This is a genomic window from Sinorhizobium sp. RAC02 (assembly GCF_001713395.1).
Classification (GTDB): Bacteria; Pseudomonadota; Alphaproteobacteria; order Rhizobiales; family Rhizobiaceae; genus Shinella.
Genome location: NZ_CP016452.1, coordinates 557,763 through 574,042 on the forward strand (window position 1 = coordinate 557,763; position 16,280 = coordinate 574,042).

General features: G+C 59.7%; 6 protein-coding genes and 1 pseudogene. All 7 read left to right on the forward strand.

Features of this window, described 5'->3' with window-relative positions:
- Positions 1 to 27: 27 nt before the first annotated feature.
- The 7 genes and pseudogenes from BSY16_RS23775 to BSY16_RS23795 all read left to right on the forward strand — a co-directional run bounded on the left by BSY16_RS23775 (position 28) and on the right by BSY16_RS23795 (position 16,233).
- On the forward strand, positions 28 to 1,998 hold the full coding sequence (locus tag BSY16_RS23775) for a S8 family serine peptidase (RefSeq protein WP_069062300.1): 1,971 nt from the start codon (positions 28 to 30) through the stop codon (positions 1,996 to 1,998).
- A gap of 149 nt (positions 1,999 to 2,147) precedes the next feature.
- Positions 2,148 to 7,325 carry a hypothetical protein gene (locus BSY16_RS23780; protein ID WP_069062301.1) on the forward strand — a complete coding sequence of 1,726 codons (5,178 nt, stop codon included), beginning with the start codon at positions 2,148 to 2,150 and terminating at the stop codon, positions 7,323 to 7,325.
- A gap of 386 nt (positions 7,326 to 7,711) precedes the next feature.
- Positions 7,712 to 7,921, forward strand: coding sequence for a cold-shock protein (locus BSY16_RS23785; protein WP_069063675.1), 210 nt, complete (start codon positions 7,712 to 7,714; stop codon positions 7,919 to 7,921).
- A 134-nt stretch (positions 7,922 to 8,055) separates the two neighbouring features.
- Complete coding sequence (locus tag BSY16_RS23790) at positions 8,056 to 8,280, forward strand: hypothetical protein (protein ID WP_069062302.1); 225 nt, start codon at positions 8,056 to 8,058, stop codon at positions 8,278 to 8,280.
- A 32-nt stretch (positions 8,281 to 8,312) separates the two neighbouring features.
- Positions 8,313 to 8,447 (forward strand): annotated as a pseudogene (locus BSY16_RS32915) (DUF6481 family protein); the annotation flags it as partial.
- Positions 8,448 to 8,639: 192 nt separating this feature from the next.
- Complete coding sequence (locus BSY16_RS32920; RefSeq protein ID WP_286157348.1) at positions 8,640 to 8,795, forward strand: amidohydrolase family protein; 156 nt, start codon at positions 8,640 to 8,642, stop codon at positions 8,793 to 8,795.
- A 757-nt stretch (positions 8,796 to 9,552) separates the two neighbouring features.
- Complete coding sequence (locus BSY16_RS23795; protein WP_286157333.1) at positions 9,553 to 16,233, forward strand: autotransporter outer membrane beta-barrel domain-containing protein; 6,681 nt, start codon at positions 9,553 to 9,555, stop codon at positions 16,231 to 16,233.
- Positions 16,234 to 16,280: the final 47 nt, after the last annotated feature.

Genomic DNA, 16,280 nt, shown 5'->3' on the forward strand with positions numbered 1-16,280 from the left:
AGTGCTCGTGCCGATCTGGGGAACACTATGAAATCGATTTCTTATCGTCTGCGGGCGTGCTGCGCCATCGCATTGCTCATGTCGTCTGCCGCCAGCGCACAGGATTTCCAGGCCGAGTTCAACAGCCAATGGGGCCTGCGCATGATCGGCGTCGACAAGGCGCTCAAAAAGGGCCTCGACGGCAAGGGCGTTCGGGTAGGTGTGGCCGATACGGGCCTGCAGATCGGCGACAAGCTGCACCCTGAACTGGTCGGCCGCTACCGCGGCCTCGGCACCGATGGCTTTGGCGGCAGCCTCGACGATGACAATGGTCATGGAACCCATGTGGCGGGTATCATCGCCGCCAACCGGGACGGCAAAGGCATGATGGGCGTTGCCTCGGGCTCCGAGATTGTCGCCTTGAGAGTCCTGCTGGATGATGCTTCTCTCGAAGAACAGCAGGTCGCAGCAGAAAGCGCCTACCGCTATGCCCTCAAGCAGGGTGTGCGCATTTTCAACGCGTCCTATGGCTATCCCGGCCCGTTCACCGACTACAGCCCGGACATGATCGAGTCTTTCGCTGCCAAGGAACTCAATGCCTATCGCGAAGTCGTCAATGCGGGCGGTGTGATGGTGGTGGCCGCAGGCAACGACAGCTGGTCGGTGCCAAGCGTTCCAGGCGCCCTGCCGATGTTCTTTCCCGAATTGCAACGCGGCTGGATGACTGTCGCCGCTGTCGATCCCGCAGGAGAACTCGCCTGGTATTCACAACGCTGTGGCGGTGGCGCAAAATATTTCTGCATTTCCGCACCAGGCGGAGACCATTTCTACGGTGAAGAGGGCCTGATCAACTCAACTTGGCTCGACGAAACGTATCTCGGCGAGCAGGGCACGTCCATGGCCGCACCGCACGTGACAGGTGCGCTCGCCATTGCCAAGCAGCTTTATCCCAATGCCAGCGAACAAGAGCTTGCCCAGCTGGTGTTCCAGACGGCCACCGATATCGGTGACGCCGGTCTGGATGACATCTACGGCTGGGGCCTGCTCAATGTCGGCAACCTGGTGACGACCAACGAGGCCGAAGCCGGCGTGATCTATACGCAGGCGGCCTGGTCTCATGCAACGACCGTGAACCGGATTGCCGATGTGATTGAAAGCCATTCGGCGCAAGCCGGAACGAATGGCTACGGCCTCTGGCTCACCCCGTTTGCCAGCCGGTCAAGCCTTTCGCTTGGAAACGCCGGCCTCTCCGGCGATTACACGACCGGCGGCCTGATCGGCGGTATCGACTATGCGCTCGACGATCGCTGGACGGTGGGTGCAGCCGTCGGCTTCAGCCAGAACCGGTTCGCCGCCGATAATGGCAACCACGCCGAAGATACGTCCTATCATGCGGCACCCTACATCGCCTTTGACGACGACACGTTCTTTGCCAATGCCACACTCGGTGCCAGCTTCTTCTCCGGCAAGACGCGCCGTGTACGGGCGCCGGGCATGGACGATACGATCCTCGGTCTTGCGGGTCTCGACGTCGCCGGCGATCAGAGCGACCGGGCTTTGTGGGCGACCACGCGGATCGGCAGCCATTTTGCGTTCGATGACCTGAAGGTCTCCCCCTATGTCTTCAGCCGGATGGTGCGCCAGCATCTGGGTGGCGTGAATGAAACCGGGACCAGCGTTCTCGTGCTGAGCGCGGCCAGCGCAACCGCGACGACCGGCGAAGTCGGCGTCGGCATGAAAGTCAGCACGGCACCCGTCGCGTTGAGCGGCCTCGACGTGACGCCCTCCTTGAACATCGCCTACGGCCGCAGCTTCGGCGACTTCAAGCGCAAGCTCGAGCTCATGGGGTCTCCGATAGTCAGCAAGATCGATCCGGATAAAAACCGTGTGGCCCTGGAGACGGACTTGCTGTTCGCCCACTCGACCTCGGCGCTGGAAGGCAAGCTGAGCTACCGCGCCAGCCTAAACAGCGACGCCGTCAGCCACACAATCGCAGCGACCATCGACATGAGGTTCTAAATTCCAAGGCGGGGGCGCAGGAGCATTTCTGCAGAGAGAGAAAGCCCCGCTCTACAGACGGCCGCGCAACAACAAAACCGGCCTTTGACGGCGCGTGGTTTGAAAACATTCGTGCCACACACTCGAAACGAAAATCAGGAAGCGCCGATATGAGCACGTTTGCCGAAATCCAGTCCAAGATCCAGCCCGACTTGCCTTCGCAGGAAGTCAACCTGGGCGACAACAGGGCGAGCCTTACCGTAGCGCAGGCGAAGCTTCTCGTTTCGCAGGGCGTGGTATTTGCTAGTAACGACGTGATCTCGATCAAGGACCTAACAGACACAATCGAGGGGCTGAGCGCTTCGCGCATCGCCGCGCTGAAATCGCTGGGCGTATCGCAAATTCTGGCAACGGATGGCAACCTTTCCCTCGGCCTCGACCAGATCAACGCCCTTGCCACAAACGGCATCACCACAGGCGTGCAGCACGAAACGATGAGCGCCGCGACGGGCCAAGATGTGCCGGTCGGTCGCCCGCTCGGATCGGGCATCGGCCAATCCATCGTGGCGCTGGGCGACGGGTCCTATGCGGTCATCTACCGGGGCGCCCCAGTCGCAGGTGCCGGAAGCAGCATCTACACCCAGCATTATGACGCATCCGGAAACCCGCTGGGAGCCGTGACGCAGGTCAGTGGGGCGGCGCTGACGAGTGAATCGCAGTCAACGGCAGCGGCATTGGCGGATGGCGGGTATGTCGTCGTCTGGTCGCACAACGGCGGCTCCTCCTCCAGCGCCGTTTACGCGCAAAGGTTCGATGCGGAGGGCGATGCCGTGGGCGGCCCAGCCCAACTTACTACTGACGGGCCGCGCAAATACATGCCCGGTGTGACCGGCCTGTCGGATGGCGGTTACCTGGTCACCATCTATCAGAATGCCGGGTCAGACGCCGGTCTGACCTTTCAGCGTTATGACGCCAATGGCCAGCCGGTTGGCAGCCGTCAGGCTCTGAGTCCTGCGGTTGATCTGACCATTTCGATCAGTGATGAGGGCGCCAAGATCACCGACACCGTGGAAATGGCCGATGGTCGGGTCATGATCATCTGGGGGGTAGGGGGGAGTGACGAAAGGGCACTGGCCGCGCAGATCATCGACGCCTCTGGCTCGAAAGTAGGAGACGCCTTCTTCGTCAACGCCCCGACGGACGCCGCTCATGAGACGCCTTCAGTCGCCTCGCTTTCGGACGGGCGCTTTGCCGTTACCTGGATCAGCTATACCCTTGAAAATGCGATCGTTGTCCAGCTCTTTGATGATCAAGGCAACAAGGTCGGTTCCGAAGTAACCATCAATTCCAGCCTCTATGCGCAGGATCCTCCGAAGATCACCGCACTGGAAAACGGTCGTTACGTCGTCACTTGGGCATGGGGCGGTCAGGACGATCCGAACTCAGCGCCCGGCCAGCATATTGGCATCTACGCGCAGATCCTCGACTCCGACGGCACGAAGATCGGCCCGGTCTCGGTCGTCAACACGACAGTCGTCGGGGATCAGTTTGACCCGCAGGTCGTCGGGCTTGCCGGAGGCGGCTATGTAGTCGTCTGGACCGACTACCTCAACACCAGCAGCGCCTCCTTCGAAATCAACGCACAGGTTTTCAGTGCCGATGGCATCAAGATCGGCAATGAGCTGGACATCAACGTCAATGAAGCCAATGCCCAGCGGCTTCAGAAAATAACGGCGCTGGCGGGCGGCGGTTTCGCCGTAACATGGCTCGACGCGAGCGATGGCAAATACTACACGCGGACCTTTCAGAACGACACCGAACAGGCGACCGTGAGCGATACGGCCTCGGCGATCTCCGCGCTCACCGTTCCGGGGGTTGCGAACCTTCGTGAACTGGATATCGACGCCGTAACGATTTCTGACGGCGGCAGCGTCACGCTTTCAAAGGCGGTCGCGACCGCTCTCATAGATATTTCCGGTTTCCGCATCACCGGCGCCGGCGGCATTGTGGTCGGCGGCACGGGCACCGTACTCGACGACTTTTCGGCGACCGATATCGCTCACCTCAAGACGCTTGGTGTGAACGGTCTGGACGTCAGCGACAACAAGATCACCCTGGCCCTCGACCAGGCGACAGCCTATCTCGACGCCGGGATCACCTTGGCCAGCGGCGATGCGGCGACGGTCAAGATGACATTTCTACAGATGGTCGCGTTGGACAGCAAACTTGCCGCGCTCGCCAACTTCGGCATGAACACCGTCGACCTCGCAGAGAACGAGATCGCGCTTGGCCTGGTTGGATACCGATATCTCGACAGCATTGGCGTGCGCTTTGCGGCCTCAGATGTCCTGACGCTCACCGACTACAAATTCAACATTGTCAATCTGACGGTAGCGCAGATCGCTGAACTGGCCGAGTGGGGCGTAACGAAAATCGACACGAATGTCGCTGAGACCGAACCGGCCGTTTTCTCATTGGCGCAGGTGAAGGCTTTCGCCGCCGGTGGGATCAGTTTCGCCGCGGACGAGTTGGTTCATCTTTCCGACAGCGCAACGGCCTTGTCGAGCCTCAGCGCCTCCGACGTCGCCGATCTCGCGACGGTCGGTGTTTCGAAGGTGGTCGCTGACCAGGCTCTGGCGCTCACTGTTTCGCAGTTCGCCGCCTTTGCTCAGCACGGTGTCGGCATAGAATCCGTTAACGGCAAGGTTACGGTGCACGACAGTGGAGCCAATTTCGCCGCACTAGCCATCGACGGGATCGCTGACCTTTCGGTTCTCGGCATCACGACGCTCGACGTGACGGACGACAAGGCCGTGCTTTCGCTGGCCGCGATCAAGGCTCTTTCGGCTGTAAATGCTCATTTCGCCGACGGCGACCGGATCGTCATGGGCGTATCGGCCGCATCGCTTGCGGAGATGAGCGGCGACGATCTAGCCCAGGCGAAGGCCTTCGGGATTGCCGCGATTACCACGGCGGAGTCCAGTCTGGATCTCTCCGTCGCAACAGCCAGAACGGTCAAAAACGCAGGCTTGTCGCTTGATTCGGATTTTACAGCCCGCATCACCGATACGGCCGCAAATCTTCTAACGGTCAGTTTTCAAGACGTTGCCAACTATCGCGAGATGGGGGTCGATGTTCTCAGGCTGGTCGATAGTGGCAGCGCCATCTCTGGTCTGTCACTTGCCAACATCGCCAATCTCGCGGGCAGGAACGTCGGCGAAGTCGATGTGACCAATGGCGCCGTGACGCTGAGCCTCGCGCAGGCAAACCAGTTTGCGGCTTCGGAAATCGTCTTCAACGCGGCGGATATCGTCGTCGTTACCGCTTCTTCGGCAACCTGGAGCGACCCGGACACGCTCGATCTTATAGGATTGGCGGCCATTCATATCGACCTGATCGATGCCTCCGACAACAAGCTTACCCTGACACTTGCCGCAGCCCAGACCTATTTGGGCGCCGGCATCGGGTTCACGGGCGCCGATGCCGTCACGGTAAAGATAGGTTATGCCGAAGCAAAAACGCTTACTAAGACAATGGGCAGCGCACTGCATGACGCCGGTGTGGATCGTATCGACATCGATATGACGGCAAGCGAACTAAAGGCACTGACCTATACCGAGTTGAACGCTTTCGTTGCCGCGGGTGTCGATGGCATCACCGGGCTGACGCGTGTCGCCTTCTCCAACCTCACCTACGATCTCACTACCCATACGGCGAATTACAACCCCGTCATTTCCTCCGATGGCGGTGGCGCGACCGCTGCAGTCACCATCGCCGAGAACACGAAGGCCGTCACCACCCTCAAGGCCACTGACAAAGAAGCGGCAACGCTCACCTATTCTATCGTTGGCGGTGCGGACAAAGCGCTCTTCACCATCAATGCCCAGACCGGCGCGCTCGTTTTCAAGGCCACCCCCGACTACGAGACGCCAAAGGACGGAGGAAAGAACAACGCCTATGACGTCATCGTGCAGGTCAGCGACGGAAAGCTGATCGATACACAGGCGCTCACGGTGAGCGTGAAAGATGTCAACGAGGTCCCTTCCGCGCCCACTCTCTCAGGCACCGTCGTCAAGGAGAACGTCGCGACCGGAACTCTTGTGGGAACCTTTGCGTCAAAGGATCCTGAAGGCAAGGTGCTGAGCTACAAGCTTCTCGATACGGCAGGTGGCCTCTTCAAGCTCTCGGGCTCCAAGCTCATGACGGCTAAAGCGATCGATTACGAGAAGGCGCAGAAAGACACGGTGACAATCGAGGTCTTTGATGGCGTGAACAAGGTGACGAAGGTGTTCACGATCACCATCAGTGATATCCTGGAAACCATCACCGGCACGGCGAAAGGCGAGGTGCTCAAGGGTGGTATCGGCATGGACCGCATCGTGGGCTTTGCCGGCAATGACGCGCTCTACGGATATGGCGGAAACGATCTTCTGGAAGGCGGCGACGGCAATGACGTGCTGTTTGGTGGGGCCGGCGCGGACCGGCTCCTTGGCGGAAACGGAATTGACACCGCGTCCTATGCGGGTGCAGCAACGGGTGTCAGTGCAAGTCTCGCTAACCCTTCGGCCAACACCGGTGATGCCAAGGGCGACACCTATTCATCGGTCGAGAATCTTAGCGGCTCGTCCTATGCCGACAGACTGATCGGCGACGGCAAGACGAACGTGCTCAATGGCGCCGCAGGGGACGATGTGCTCGAAGGCGGCGACGGAGACGATGTGTTGATCGGTGGCATCGGTGCAGATCGTCTCATCGGTGGCACCGGAAGCGACACGGCATCTTATGCCGGCGCGAAGGCGTGGGTCGTGGCAAACCTGTTGAAATCCTCCGTCAACACCGGCGACGCCAAAGGTGACACCTATTCGTCCATCGAGAACCTCGCCGGCTCCTCCTATGCCGATCGTCTCATTGGCGATGCCAAGGCCAACATCATCGATGGTGATGCCGGCGACGACGTGCTTTCTGGCGGCGCGGGAAATGACTGGCTCATCGGTGGTGCAGGTTTCGACGACCTCTACGGCGGCGCGGGCAGCGACCGCTTCCTCTTCCGGTCGGCGAAGGAACTCGGAACATCGAAAACGGCAACGGACACGATCTTCGATTTCTCACAGAAGGAGAAGGATTTGATCGACGTCACTGCGATCGATGCGAGCCTGAAAAAGGCAGGAGATCAAGCCTTCACCTTCATCGGCACGGGCGAATTCTCAAACACCGCCGGCGAACTCCGCTATGAAAAGGCAAAGGCTGACACCTACGTCTATGGTGATATCAATGGTGACGGAAAAGCTGATTTCGTACTGCACATCGATGCTGCTCTCACGCTGAGGGCAGGCGACTTCCTGCTGTAACCAACGGGTCGGGCCGTGATGCAGCAATGCATCCGGCACCTTTTTGGTCGCGACTGTTGTAATGGATGGTCAGTCGCCCACGCTGTGTTGGTGGTGATGGTGACGATGTGTGCTCACAAACTCCCGTGGCACGCAACAGCTCAGAGAGCGGTCGCAACCGCACAGAAAAATACACCCTGTAAGTGCATCGAGAGGATTCGAAAACTAAGCGTTGACGAGTGACCCTAGAACCCGTATAGATACGTTATCGATCTTTTGCTTGCCGAGCTTGTCTACCGCGCGATTGGCACCGCGTTCTAAGCGAACTTCTCTTTCAAAAATAGTCGGTTTTCGTCTGCGTGGCATCTGCTCCGCAGTTACTCACTCTATGCTTGAAAGGGTTCATGATGACCACTGGCACAGTTAAATGGTTCAATTCCACCAAGGGCTTCGGCTTCATCCAGCCTGACAATGGCGGCGCCGATGCGTTCGTCCACATTTCTGCCGTCGAGCGCGCCGGCATGCGCGAACTCATCGAAGGCCAGAAGATCGGCTTCGAAATGGAACGCGACAACAAGTCGGGCAAGATGTCGGCTTGCAATCTGCAGGCTGCCTAACCCCAACCGGGTATCTGCTTTCCGTTGACCACGGATGTACTGGCACTGTCGAGAGCATGATACCCACCAAGGTCAGGCAAACTGCCTGGCCTTTTTTGTTGCCGCCGCATCTGGCGGTCTGAACCGGAACCCCCATGTCACAGACACACAGCAAATCTCGTCAGCAGGCGGAGATTGCCTTCGGCAACGCGCAATCGCAGTTCTTTGCCCGCAACAGCGCTGTCGATGAACTCGATTCTATCGTCCGCTCCCGCGAGGAAAGGACCCTGCGGCTTCGCGAAGCACGGCTGGCAAAAGAAGTGCACGACCGCGCGACAGCAACCGCCTCCCTGCTCGCCAGACGAACAAAAATCCGCTGACCTCTGTCGCAACACCATCCAAGGACAAACGCTTGAAGAACGCCAGAAACAATGAATTCTCCGACCGCCGCGCGGTAGCGGCGGATGCAAAGACTGCGCTCCTGAACGCCTATCGCGCTGCAAAGGCTGCGGCGGAGCCAACCAATTTGGCAAGGCAGGCGGAGCGTATGCCTGGGCCTCACGTACCTTGCGCGAAGCCGGCGCCCACATTCCGTTCGCCCCGACTGGCCCGTCTCACCGATCCTCGGCATCCAGGCCGCTATCCGCCGCAAGCCTTTCGCTCAGGGCTATCCCGCCCAGGATTGCACGCTGATGGGCGATCGCGGCCTATACGGTCGAAGGGGCCCTATGCCCAATTTATGGAACACCGCAAGGGCCGCCTGAAATGCGGCTATCTCGCCGATATCGTCGTGCTGTTTCACGATATCGAGGAGATGCAGGCGGATGTTCTGCAAGAGGTGGCTCCTCCGCTCACGATTTGTGGCGGCAAGGTCAGCTATCGCAGAAGCGCTTAGTCGGCCATTGGATCCGCTACGAGAATCTTGAGTTCGATCGCGTTTTGTAGCAGCGGGCCGCAAGTTCGCATCCCATCAAGAGCGGAAACCGATCTCGGTTAAGGCTTTTGCTCGGCTCAAGGTCACTCGACCCGAGCCTATTTTTACCCCGACGCCCGTCGGCCCGTTCAATGCTGCATTGATAGTTTCCGGGTGTTCCCCACCGCAAAACTGGCCTCAATGGAGCAGTAAATCCTCTTTCCGGTTGGTTCAAGGCTCCGCCGCATTCGATCTAGGCTGAAGACGCGCTTAGCCAGCGAGGTGCCTCGGGCACTCAAATGATGTCGTCTCCGATTGGCAAAAAAGTAGAGAACGCCCTTTTTCGGTGATCGGGCTTTTGCACGTACACTCCCGAGGCCGTGTTTTGGGTCAAAGTGACCGTTCGATACCGGAACGCAGCCAGCGGTTAGGCTGCTGCAACAGCACCTTCTATTCACTGATAATTAACCACAAAATGCTCTCTTTAAGCGAGGTTTAGTTTTGCGTCCTTTTTAGCCTTCTTATACGGACAAGGACGATGCGCAAATTGCCGGGATCGAGAAGAAGCCCAAAGCTAACCCTAGTTGCCCCAACTCGCGGAGTTGCTTTTCATCCATCGCCGGTCTGGGAGGCTGGCACACCGTTCTCGTCCTCATCGAGGCTTGTGCGACCCGCGGTCAATCCAGCCGCCAGACGGCATAATTTGTTGCTTTCAAGCGCTGTGTTGCTTGGTTGCCTAATGGCTGGCACCGCACACCCAGTATTGGCGCAGACCGCCTGGACCGGAGCTTCGGGGAACGACGACTGGTTCGACGCAGGAAACTGGGACACTTTGGCCGTGCCGGATGCGTCCACGTCTATCGAGGTAAACCCCGGCAATGCCATCATTTCCGGCAACGATGCCGAAGGCGACACGGTCACCATACGATCTGGCGGCACGGTGACCGTGACGGGGACGGGCTCCACATTGACGACCACGGAAACCCGTACGGATGGCGGAGCGTTCAATATCGAAAACGGTGGCCTGGTCACCAACAGCAGCGGCATCATCGACGGTATTGCCACCGTGTCGGGGGGTGATGGTAGCGGGAATGCCTCGACCTGGATCAACAACAGCTATTTCGTGGTTGGTGAAGGCGCCACTGGCGCACTGAATATCCTCAGTGGTGGCAGGGTTCTCGTAAACACGGATGCCTCTCTTGGGCAATTGTTCCACGGCGACGCGCTGGTTTCTGGAAACGGTTCATCTTGGGAAAATACAGGACGGCTGACCATCGATAATGGAAGTTTGCGGATTGAGGATGGCGGGCGCGTTTCAAATACCCTGGCTATTATTGGCGACTTGAGTGCCGCGGATGTGGTTGTCACCGGCGGAACTTCGACATGGGTCAATTCCGGACAGCTTACCGTCGGCAGTTATGGCACAGGTATCATGCGGGTCGAAGACGGTGCCACCGTGACTAGTTCCCAGGGCTATGTGGGAGCCGGTGCCGGCAGCGTCGGAACCGTTACAGTGACGGGAAGCAATTCGAACTGGGAAGTGACGGACTTCAACCTCGTCCTGGGTAATTTCGGCGTTGGCTCGGTGACCATCGAAGATGGGGCGCGCGTTTTTGCGAAGAGGGGCGTACACCTCGGCATTTCAGCGACAGACGCTAGCGGAACGCTGAGTGTCAACGGCACGCCGGGGGGCCGCGGGATTCTGGAAACGAGTGGGTTCCGGGGCGGCATGGGAACAGCTGATCTGACAATTGATGGCGGTATTGTGCGCGCTATCGACGATAACGCCTCATTCTTCTCCAACTACGGCAGTCAGCAGGTGAACCTTGGCGCTGGTGGTGGAATCATCGACACGAATGGCCATGATATCGGCATCGCTCCTGTAATTGCAGGCGTTGGCAGTTTGACGAAGGACGGCTTGGGTACATTGAGCCTGACTGGTGAGAACACCTACGGCGGCGGCACCACGATCTTCGAAGGCACATTGCAGCTTGGCGACGGGGGGACGACGGGTTCGATCCTTGGCGACGTTACCAATAACGGTATCCTGGCCTTCAACCGCGCGGATTTAGTGACATTCGATGGCGTCATCTCGGGCAGCGGCGCGGTTGAGAAGGCCGGTTCGGGAACCGCGATCCTGACGACAGACAACAGCTATACCGGCGGCACCACGATCACCGCCGGCACGCTCCAGCTGGGCGATGGCGACACGACCGGCGGCATCCTCGGAGACGTCGCCAACGACGGTGTGCTGGCATTCAACCGCTCGGACGATGTGATTTTTTCTGGCCTGATCTCGGGCAACGGAGGGATTGAACAGGCCGGCACCGGCAAGACGACGCTGACCGCTGACAATACCTTTGCAGGCAACACCACGATTGCTGACGGCACGTTGCAACTGGGGAATGGCGGCACCACGGGCTCCGTCGCCGGGAATGTTACAAACGACGGTACTCTGGTCTTTGATCGGTCCAACACCTTGGTGTTCGACGGCGTCATCTCGGGCAGCGGAACGATGGTCAAGAACGGCGCCGGCGTGCTGGAACTGACCGCGAACAACAGCTATCTCGGCGCCACGGCCGTGAATACCGGTACGCTGTTGGTCAATGGCGACCAGAGTGCGGCGACCGGACTGACCACGGTGAACAGCGGCGCCACCCTCGGCGGCAGCGGCACGCTCGGTGGCGACGTAACGATTGCTGACGGTGCTATCCTGGCGCCGGGCAGCAGTCCCGGCACCTTGACGATCAACGGAGACCTGTCGCTGGCCGACGGCGCGACACTGGACTACCAGTTCGGCGAAGCAGGCGTGATCGGCGGCGCCCTCAACGATTTGGTCAATGTCGGTGGTGACCTGATCCTGGACGGGACGCTCAATGTGTCCGTATCGTCCGGCGGCACCTTCGGTAGCGGCATTTACCGAGTGTTCAACTACGATGGCACGCTGACCGACAACGGACTCGAACTCGGTACGATGCCGTTTGGCAGCGACACCATCCTGCAGACGGCGGTCAACCACCAGGTAAACCTGATCAATACGGCAGGGCTGGACCTGAGTTTCTGGGACGGTGATGCCGGCCTCAAGAATGACGGGACGATCAATGGTGGCGACGGCGTCTGGCATGTTGGTGGCGCCGACGACAATTGGACCGAGGCGACCGGGACGATCAATGCGCCCTATGAGAACGGCAGCTTCGCCGTCTTTGCCGGCGCGTCCGGCACGGTGACGGTGGATAATGGCGACGGTGCTGTGAATGTTGCCGGCATGCAGTTTGCCAGCGATGGCTACGCGATCACTGGCGATGCGCTGACACTCGTCGGGCCGCAGGTGACGGTCCGCGTCGGCGACGGAACGGCGACAGGTTCAGGGTACACCGCCACCATCGACACGGAACTGAGCGGCACCAGCCAACTCGTCAAGACCGATCTCGGCACGCTCGTGCTGCGGGGAACGAACACCTATACCGGCGGCACGGCGATTAACGGCGGCACGGTGCAGATCGCCTCCGACGCCAATCTTGGCGCCGCTGCGGGTGGTTTGTCATTCGATGGCGGTACGCTCAACACCACCGCCGACATCACCTCCGGCCGCAGCGTGGATCTGACTGGTGCAGGTACATTCCTGACCGACGCCGGCACGACGGCGACGCTCACCGGCAGTGTGAGCGGCGTCGGTTCCCTGACCAAGGATGGAACGGGAAACCTCGTCATCACCGGCAATGCGACGCAGACCGGAGGCACCACGATCACAGCCGGCATGCTGCAACTCGGAGACGGCGGCACGACGGGCTCGATCTTGGGTAGCGTAACCAACAACGGCATCCTGGCGTTCAACCGCGCGGATGTGGTGACATTCGACGGCACAATATCGGGGACGGGAGGCGTCCACCAAATTGGCAGCGGGAAGACCATTCTCACTGCCGACAACACCTTTGAAGGCAACACCAAGATCGTCACCGGTACGTTGCAACTGGGTGATGGCGGCACCACGGGCTCCGTCGCCGGGGATGTTGCAAACGACGGTACGCTGGTCTTTGATCGGTCCAACACCGTAGTGTTCGACGGCGTCATCTCTGGCAGCGGAATCATGGTCAAGAACGGTGCCGGCGTGCTCGAACTGACCGCGAACAACAGCTATGGCGGCGCGACCGCTGTGAATACCGGTACGCTGCTGGTCAATGGCGACCAGAGTGCGGCGACCGGACTGACCACGGTGAACAGCGGCGCCACCCTCGGCGGCAGCGGCACGCTCGGTGGCGACGTAACGATTGCTGACGGTGCTATCCTGGCGCCGGGCAGCAGTCCTGGCACCTTGACGATCAACGGAGACCTGTCGCTGGCCGACGGCGCGACACTGGACTACCAGTTCGGCGAAGCAGGCGTGGTCGGCGGCGCCCTCAACGATTTGGTCAATGTCGGTGGTGACCTGATCCTGGACGGGACGCTCAATGTGTCCGTATCGTCCGGCGGCACCTTCGGTAGCGGCATTTACCGAGTGTTCAACTACGATGGCACGCTGACCGACAACGGACTCGAACTCGGAACGATGCCGTTTGGCAGCGAAACCCTCTTACAGACATCGGTCGATCACCAGGTAAACCTGATCAATACGGCAGGGCTGGACCTGAACTTTTGGGACGGTGATGCCGGCCCAAAGAACGACGGGACGATCAGTGGTGGCGACGGCGTCTGGCATCTTGGTGGCGCTGACAACAACTGGACCGAGGCGACCGGCGCAATCAACGCCCCGTACCAGAATGGCAGCTTCGCGGTTTTTGCCGGCACCTCCGGCACAGTAACGGTAGACAATAGCGCCGGGGCCGTGACGGTTGCCGGCATGCAGTTTGCCAGCGATGGCTACGCGATCACTGGCGATGCGCTGACACTCGTCGGGCCGCAGGTGACGGTCCGCGTCGGCGACGGAACGGCGACAGGTTCAGGGTACACCGCCACCATCGACACGGAACTGAGCGGCACCAGCCAACTCGTCAAGACCGATCTCGGCACGCTCGTGCTGCGGGGAACGAACACCTATACCGGCGGCACGGCGATTAACGGCGGCACGGTGCAGATCGCCTCCGACGCCAATCTTGGCGCCGCTGCGGGTGGTTTGTCATTCGATGGCGGTACGCTCAACACCACCGCCGACATCACCTCCGGCCGCAGCGTGGATCTGACTGGTGCAGGTACATTCCTGACCGACGCCGGCACGACGGCGACGCTCACCGGCAGTGTGAGCGGCGTCGGTTCCCTGACCAAGGATGGAACGGGAAACCTCGTCATCACCGGCAATGCGACGCAGACCGGAGGCACCACGATCACAGCCGGAACGCTGCAGGTGGGCAATGGTGCCACTTCGGGCAGCCTTGAGGGTAATGTTACGAACAACAGCATCCTGGCGTTCAACCGCTCCGACGACATTACCTTCAATGGCACGATTATTGGTAGCGGTTCTCTCACCAAGCTTGGTTCGGGTACAACTACTCTGTCCGGCGGCAGCAGCTATAGCGGCGGGACCACGATTGACGACGGCACTCTGGAACTCGGCAACGGCGGCACGACGGGCTCGATCCTGGGTGACGTAACCAACAACGGCATCCTGGCGTTCAACCGCGCGGATGTGGTGACATTCGACGGCGTCATCTCGGGGGCGGGGAGTGTCCACCAGATCGGCAGCGGGAAGACCATTCTAACTGCTGACAACACTTATACCCGCGGGACCACGATCGCCGACGGCACCTTGGAACTCGGAGACGGTGGTACGACGGGCTCGCTCCTGGGCGACGTGACCAACAACGGCATCCTGGCGTTCAACCGCACAGATGTGGTGACATTCGACGGTGTAGTTACCGGAACCGGCGGCATCGACCAGACTGGCATGGGAACCACCATTCTCACGGGCGACAATTCCGCCCTGACGGGTAGTTCCCAGGTCCAAAAGGGAATTCTCTCGGTCAACGATGTTCTGGGCGGATCGATGGCGGTCAGAGGCGGGCGACTTCAGGGCATGGGACAGGTGGGGGAAACCACTAATTTTTCCGGCGGCACGATTGCACCCGGAGATTTGATCGGCATGCTCACCGTCGCCGGCGACTATGTCGGCAGTGGGGGCACGCTCGAAATCGAGACCGTACTTGGCGACGACAATTCTGCCACCGACAAACTGATCGTTACCGGCGATACGTCGGGCAACACAAATTTGAAGGTGATCAACCTCGCCGGTGTCGGCGCACAAACCGTCGAAGGCATCAAGATCATCGATGTCGCCGGGGTCTCGGACGGCAGCTTCACGCTTCTCGGGAACTACGTCTTCGAGGGCGACCAGGCGGTGATAGCAGGTGCTTATGCGTATCGCCTCTATCAGGGCGGCGAAAGCACACCCACCGACGGCGATTGGTATCTGCGCTCGGTCCTGAATTCCGAAACTCCCCTCTACCAGCCGCTCACTCCGATCTACGAGGTCTATGCAAACGTGCTGCAGAGCTTCAATGAACTTGATACGCTGCAACAACGCCTTGGCAACCGCTCATGGTCCAGCGGCGCGGCCGTTGCGAACTCGGCGGTCGATGCCGACAGTGCCGGAAGCGGCATGTGGGGGCGGATCCTTGGTCGACAGGCTAGCATCGACCCCAGGAAGTCGACTACAGGAGCGAACTATGACGTAGACATCTGGCAATTGCAGGGCGGGGCAGATGGGGAGCTCTACTCTGGAGATGCAGGTGATCTGGTCGTCGGTTTTTCCGCGCGATACGGCACAATCTCCGCCGATGTGTCTTCGACCATCGGCGACGGCTCGATCACAAGTACCGGTTTTGGCCTGGATGGGTCGATGACCTGGTACGGGACATCCGGCCTTTATCTGGATGCCCAAGCGAACGCCACCTGGTACGACAGCAACCTTTCCTCTTCCGCTGTGGCTACCGGCCGGATTTCGGGCAATGATGGCTTCGGCTATGCATTCGGACTGGAGGCAGGACAACAGATTGCGCTCGGCACCAATTGGTCAGTGACCCCGCAGGCGCAGCTGACCTATTCGAGAATCGACTACAATGACTTCACCGATCCCTTCGGCGGTGCGGTTTCGCTGAAGGACGCGCATAAGCTCAGAGGGCGCCTTGGCATTTCTGCCGACTATGAGAACAGCTGGGCCGACAGAAACGGCCAGACACGTCGTCTCCATGCCTATGGCGTTGCGAACCTCTACTACGACTTACAGTCGAACTCGGATGTCCGGGTTTCCGGTGTCAAGTTCATGACCGAGCAAGAAGCACTTTGGGGTGGCCTCGGTCTAGGGGGCACCTACAGTTGGGGCAATGATAAGTACGCCATTTATGGGGAAGCTACGGTCGACACGAATCTAAACAACTTCGGGCATAACCATACTCTGACAGGGAGAATGGGTCTGAATGTTAAATTTTAGGTTGCGAATATGCTTGTTGCCCAGACAAAATCTCCTGAGCGGTAAAC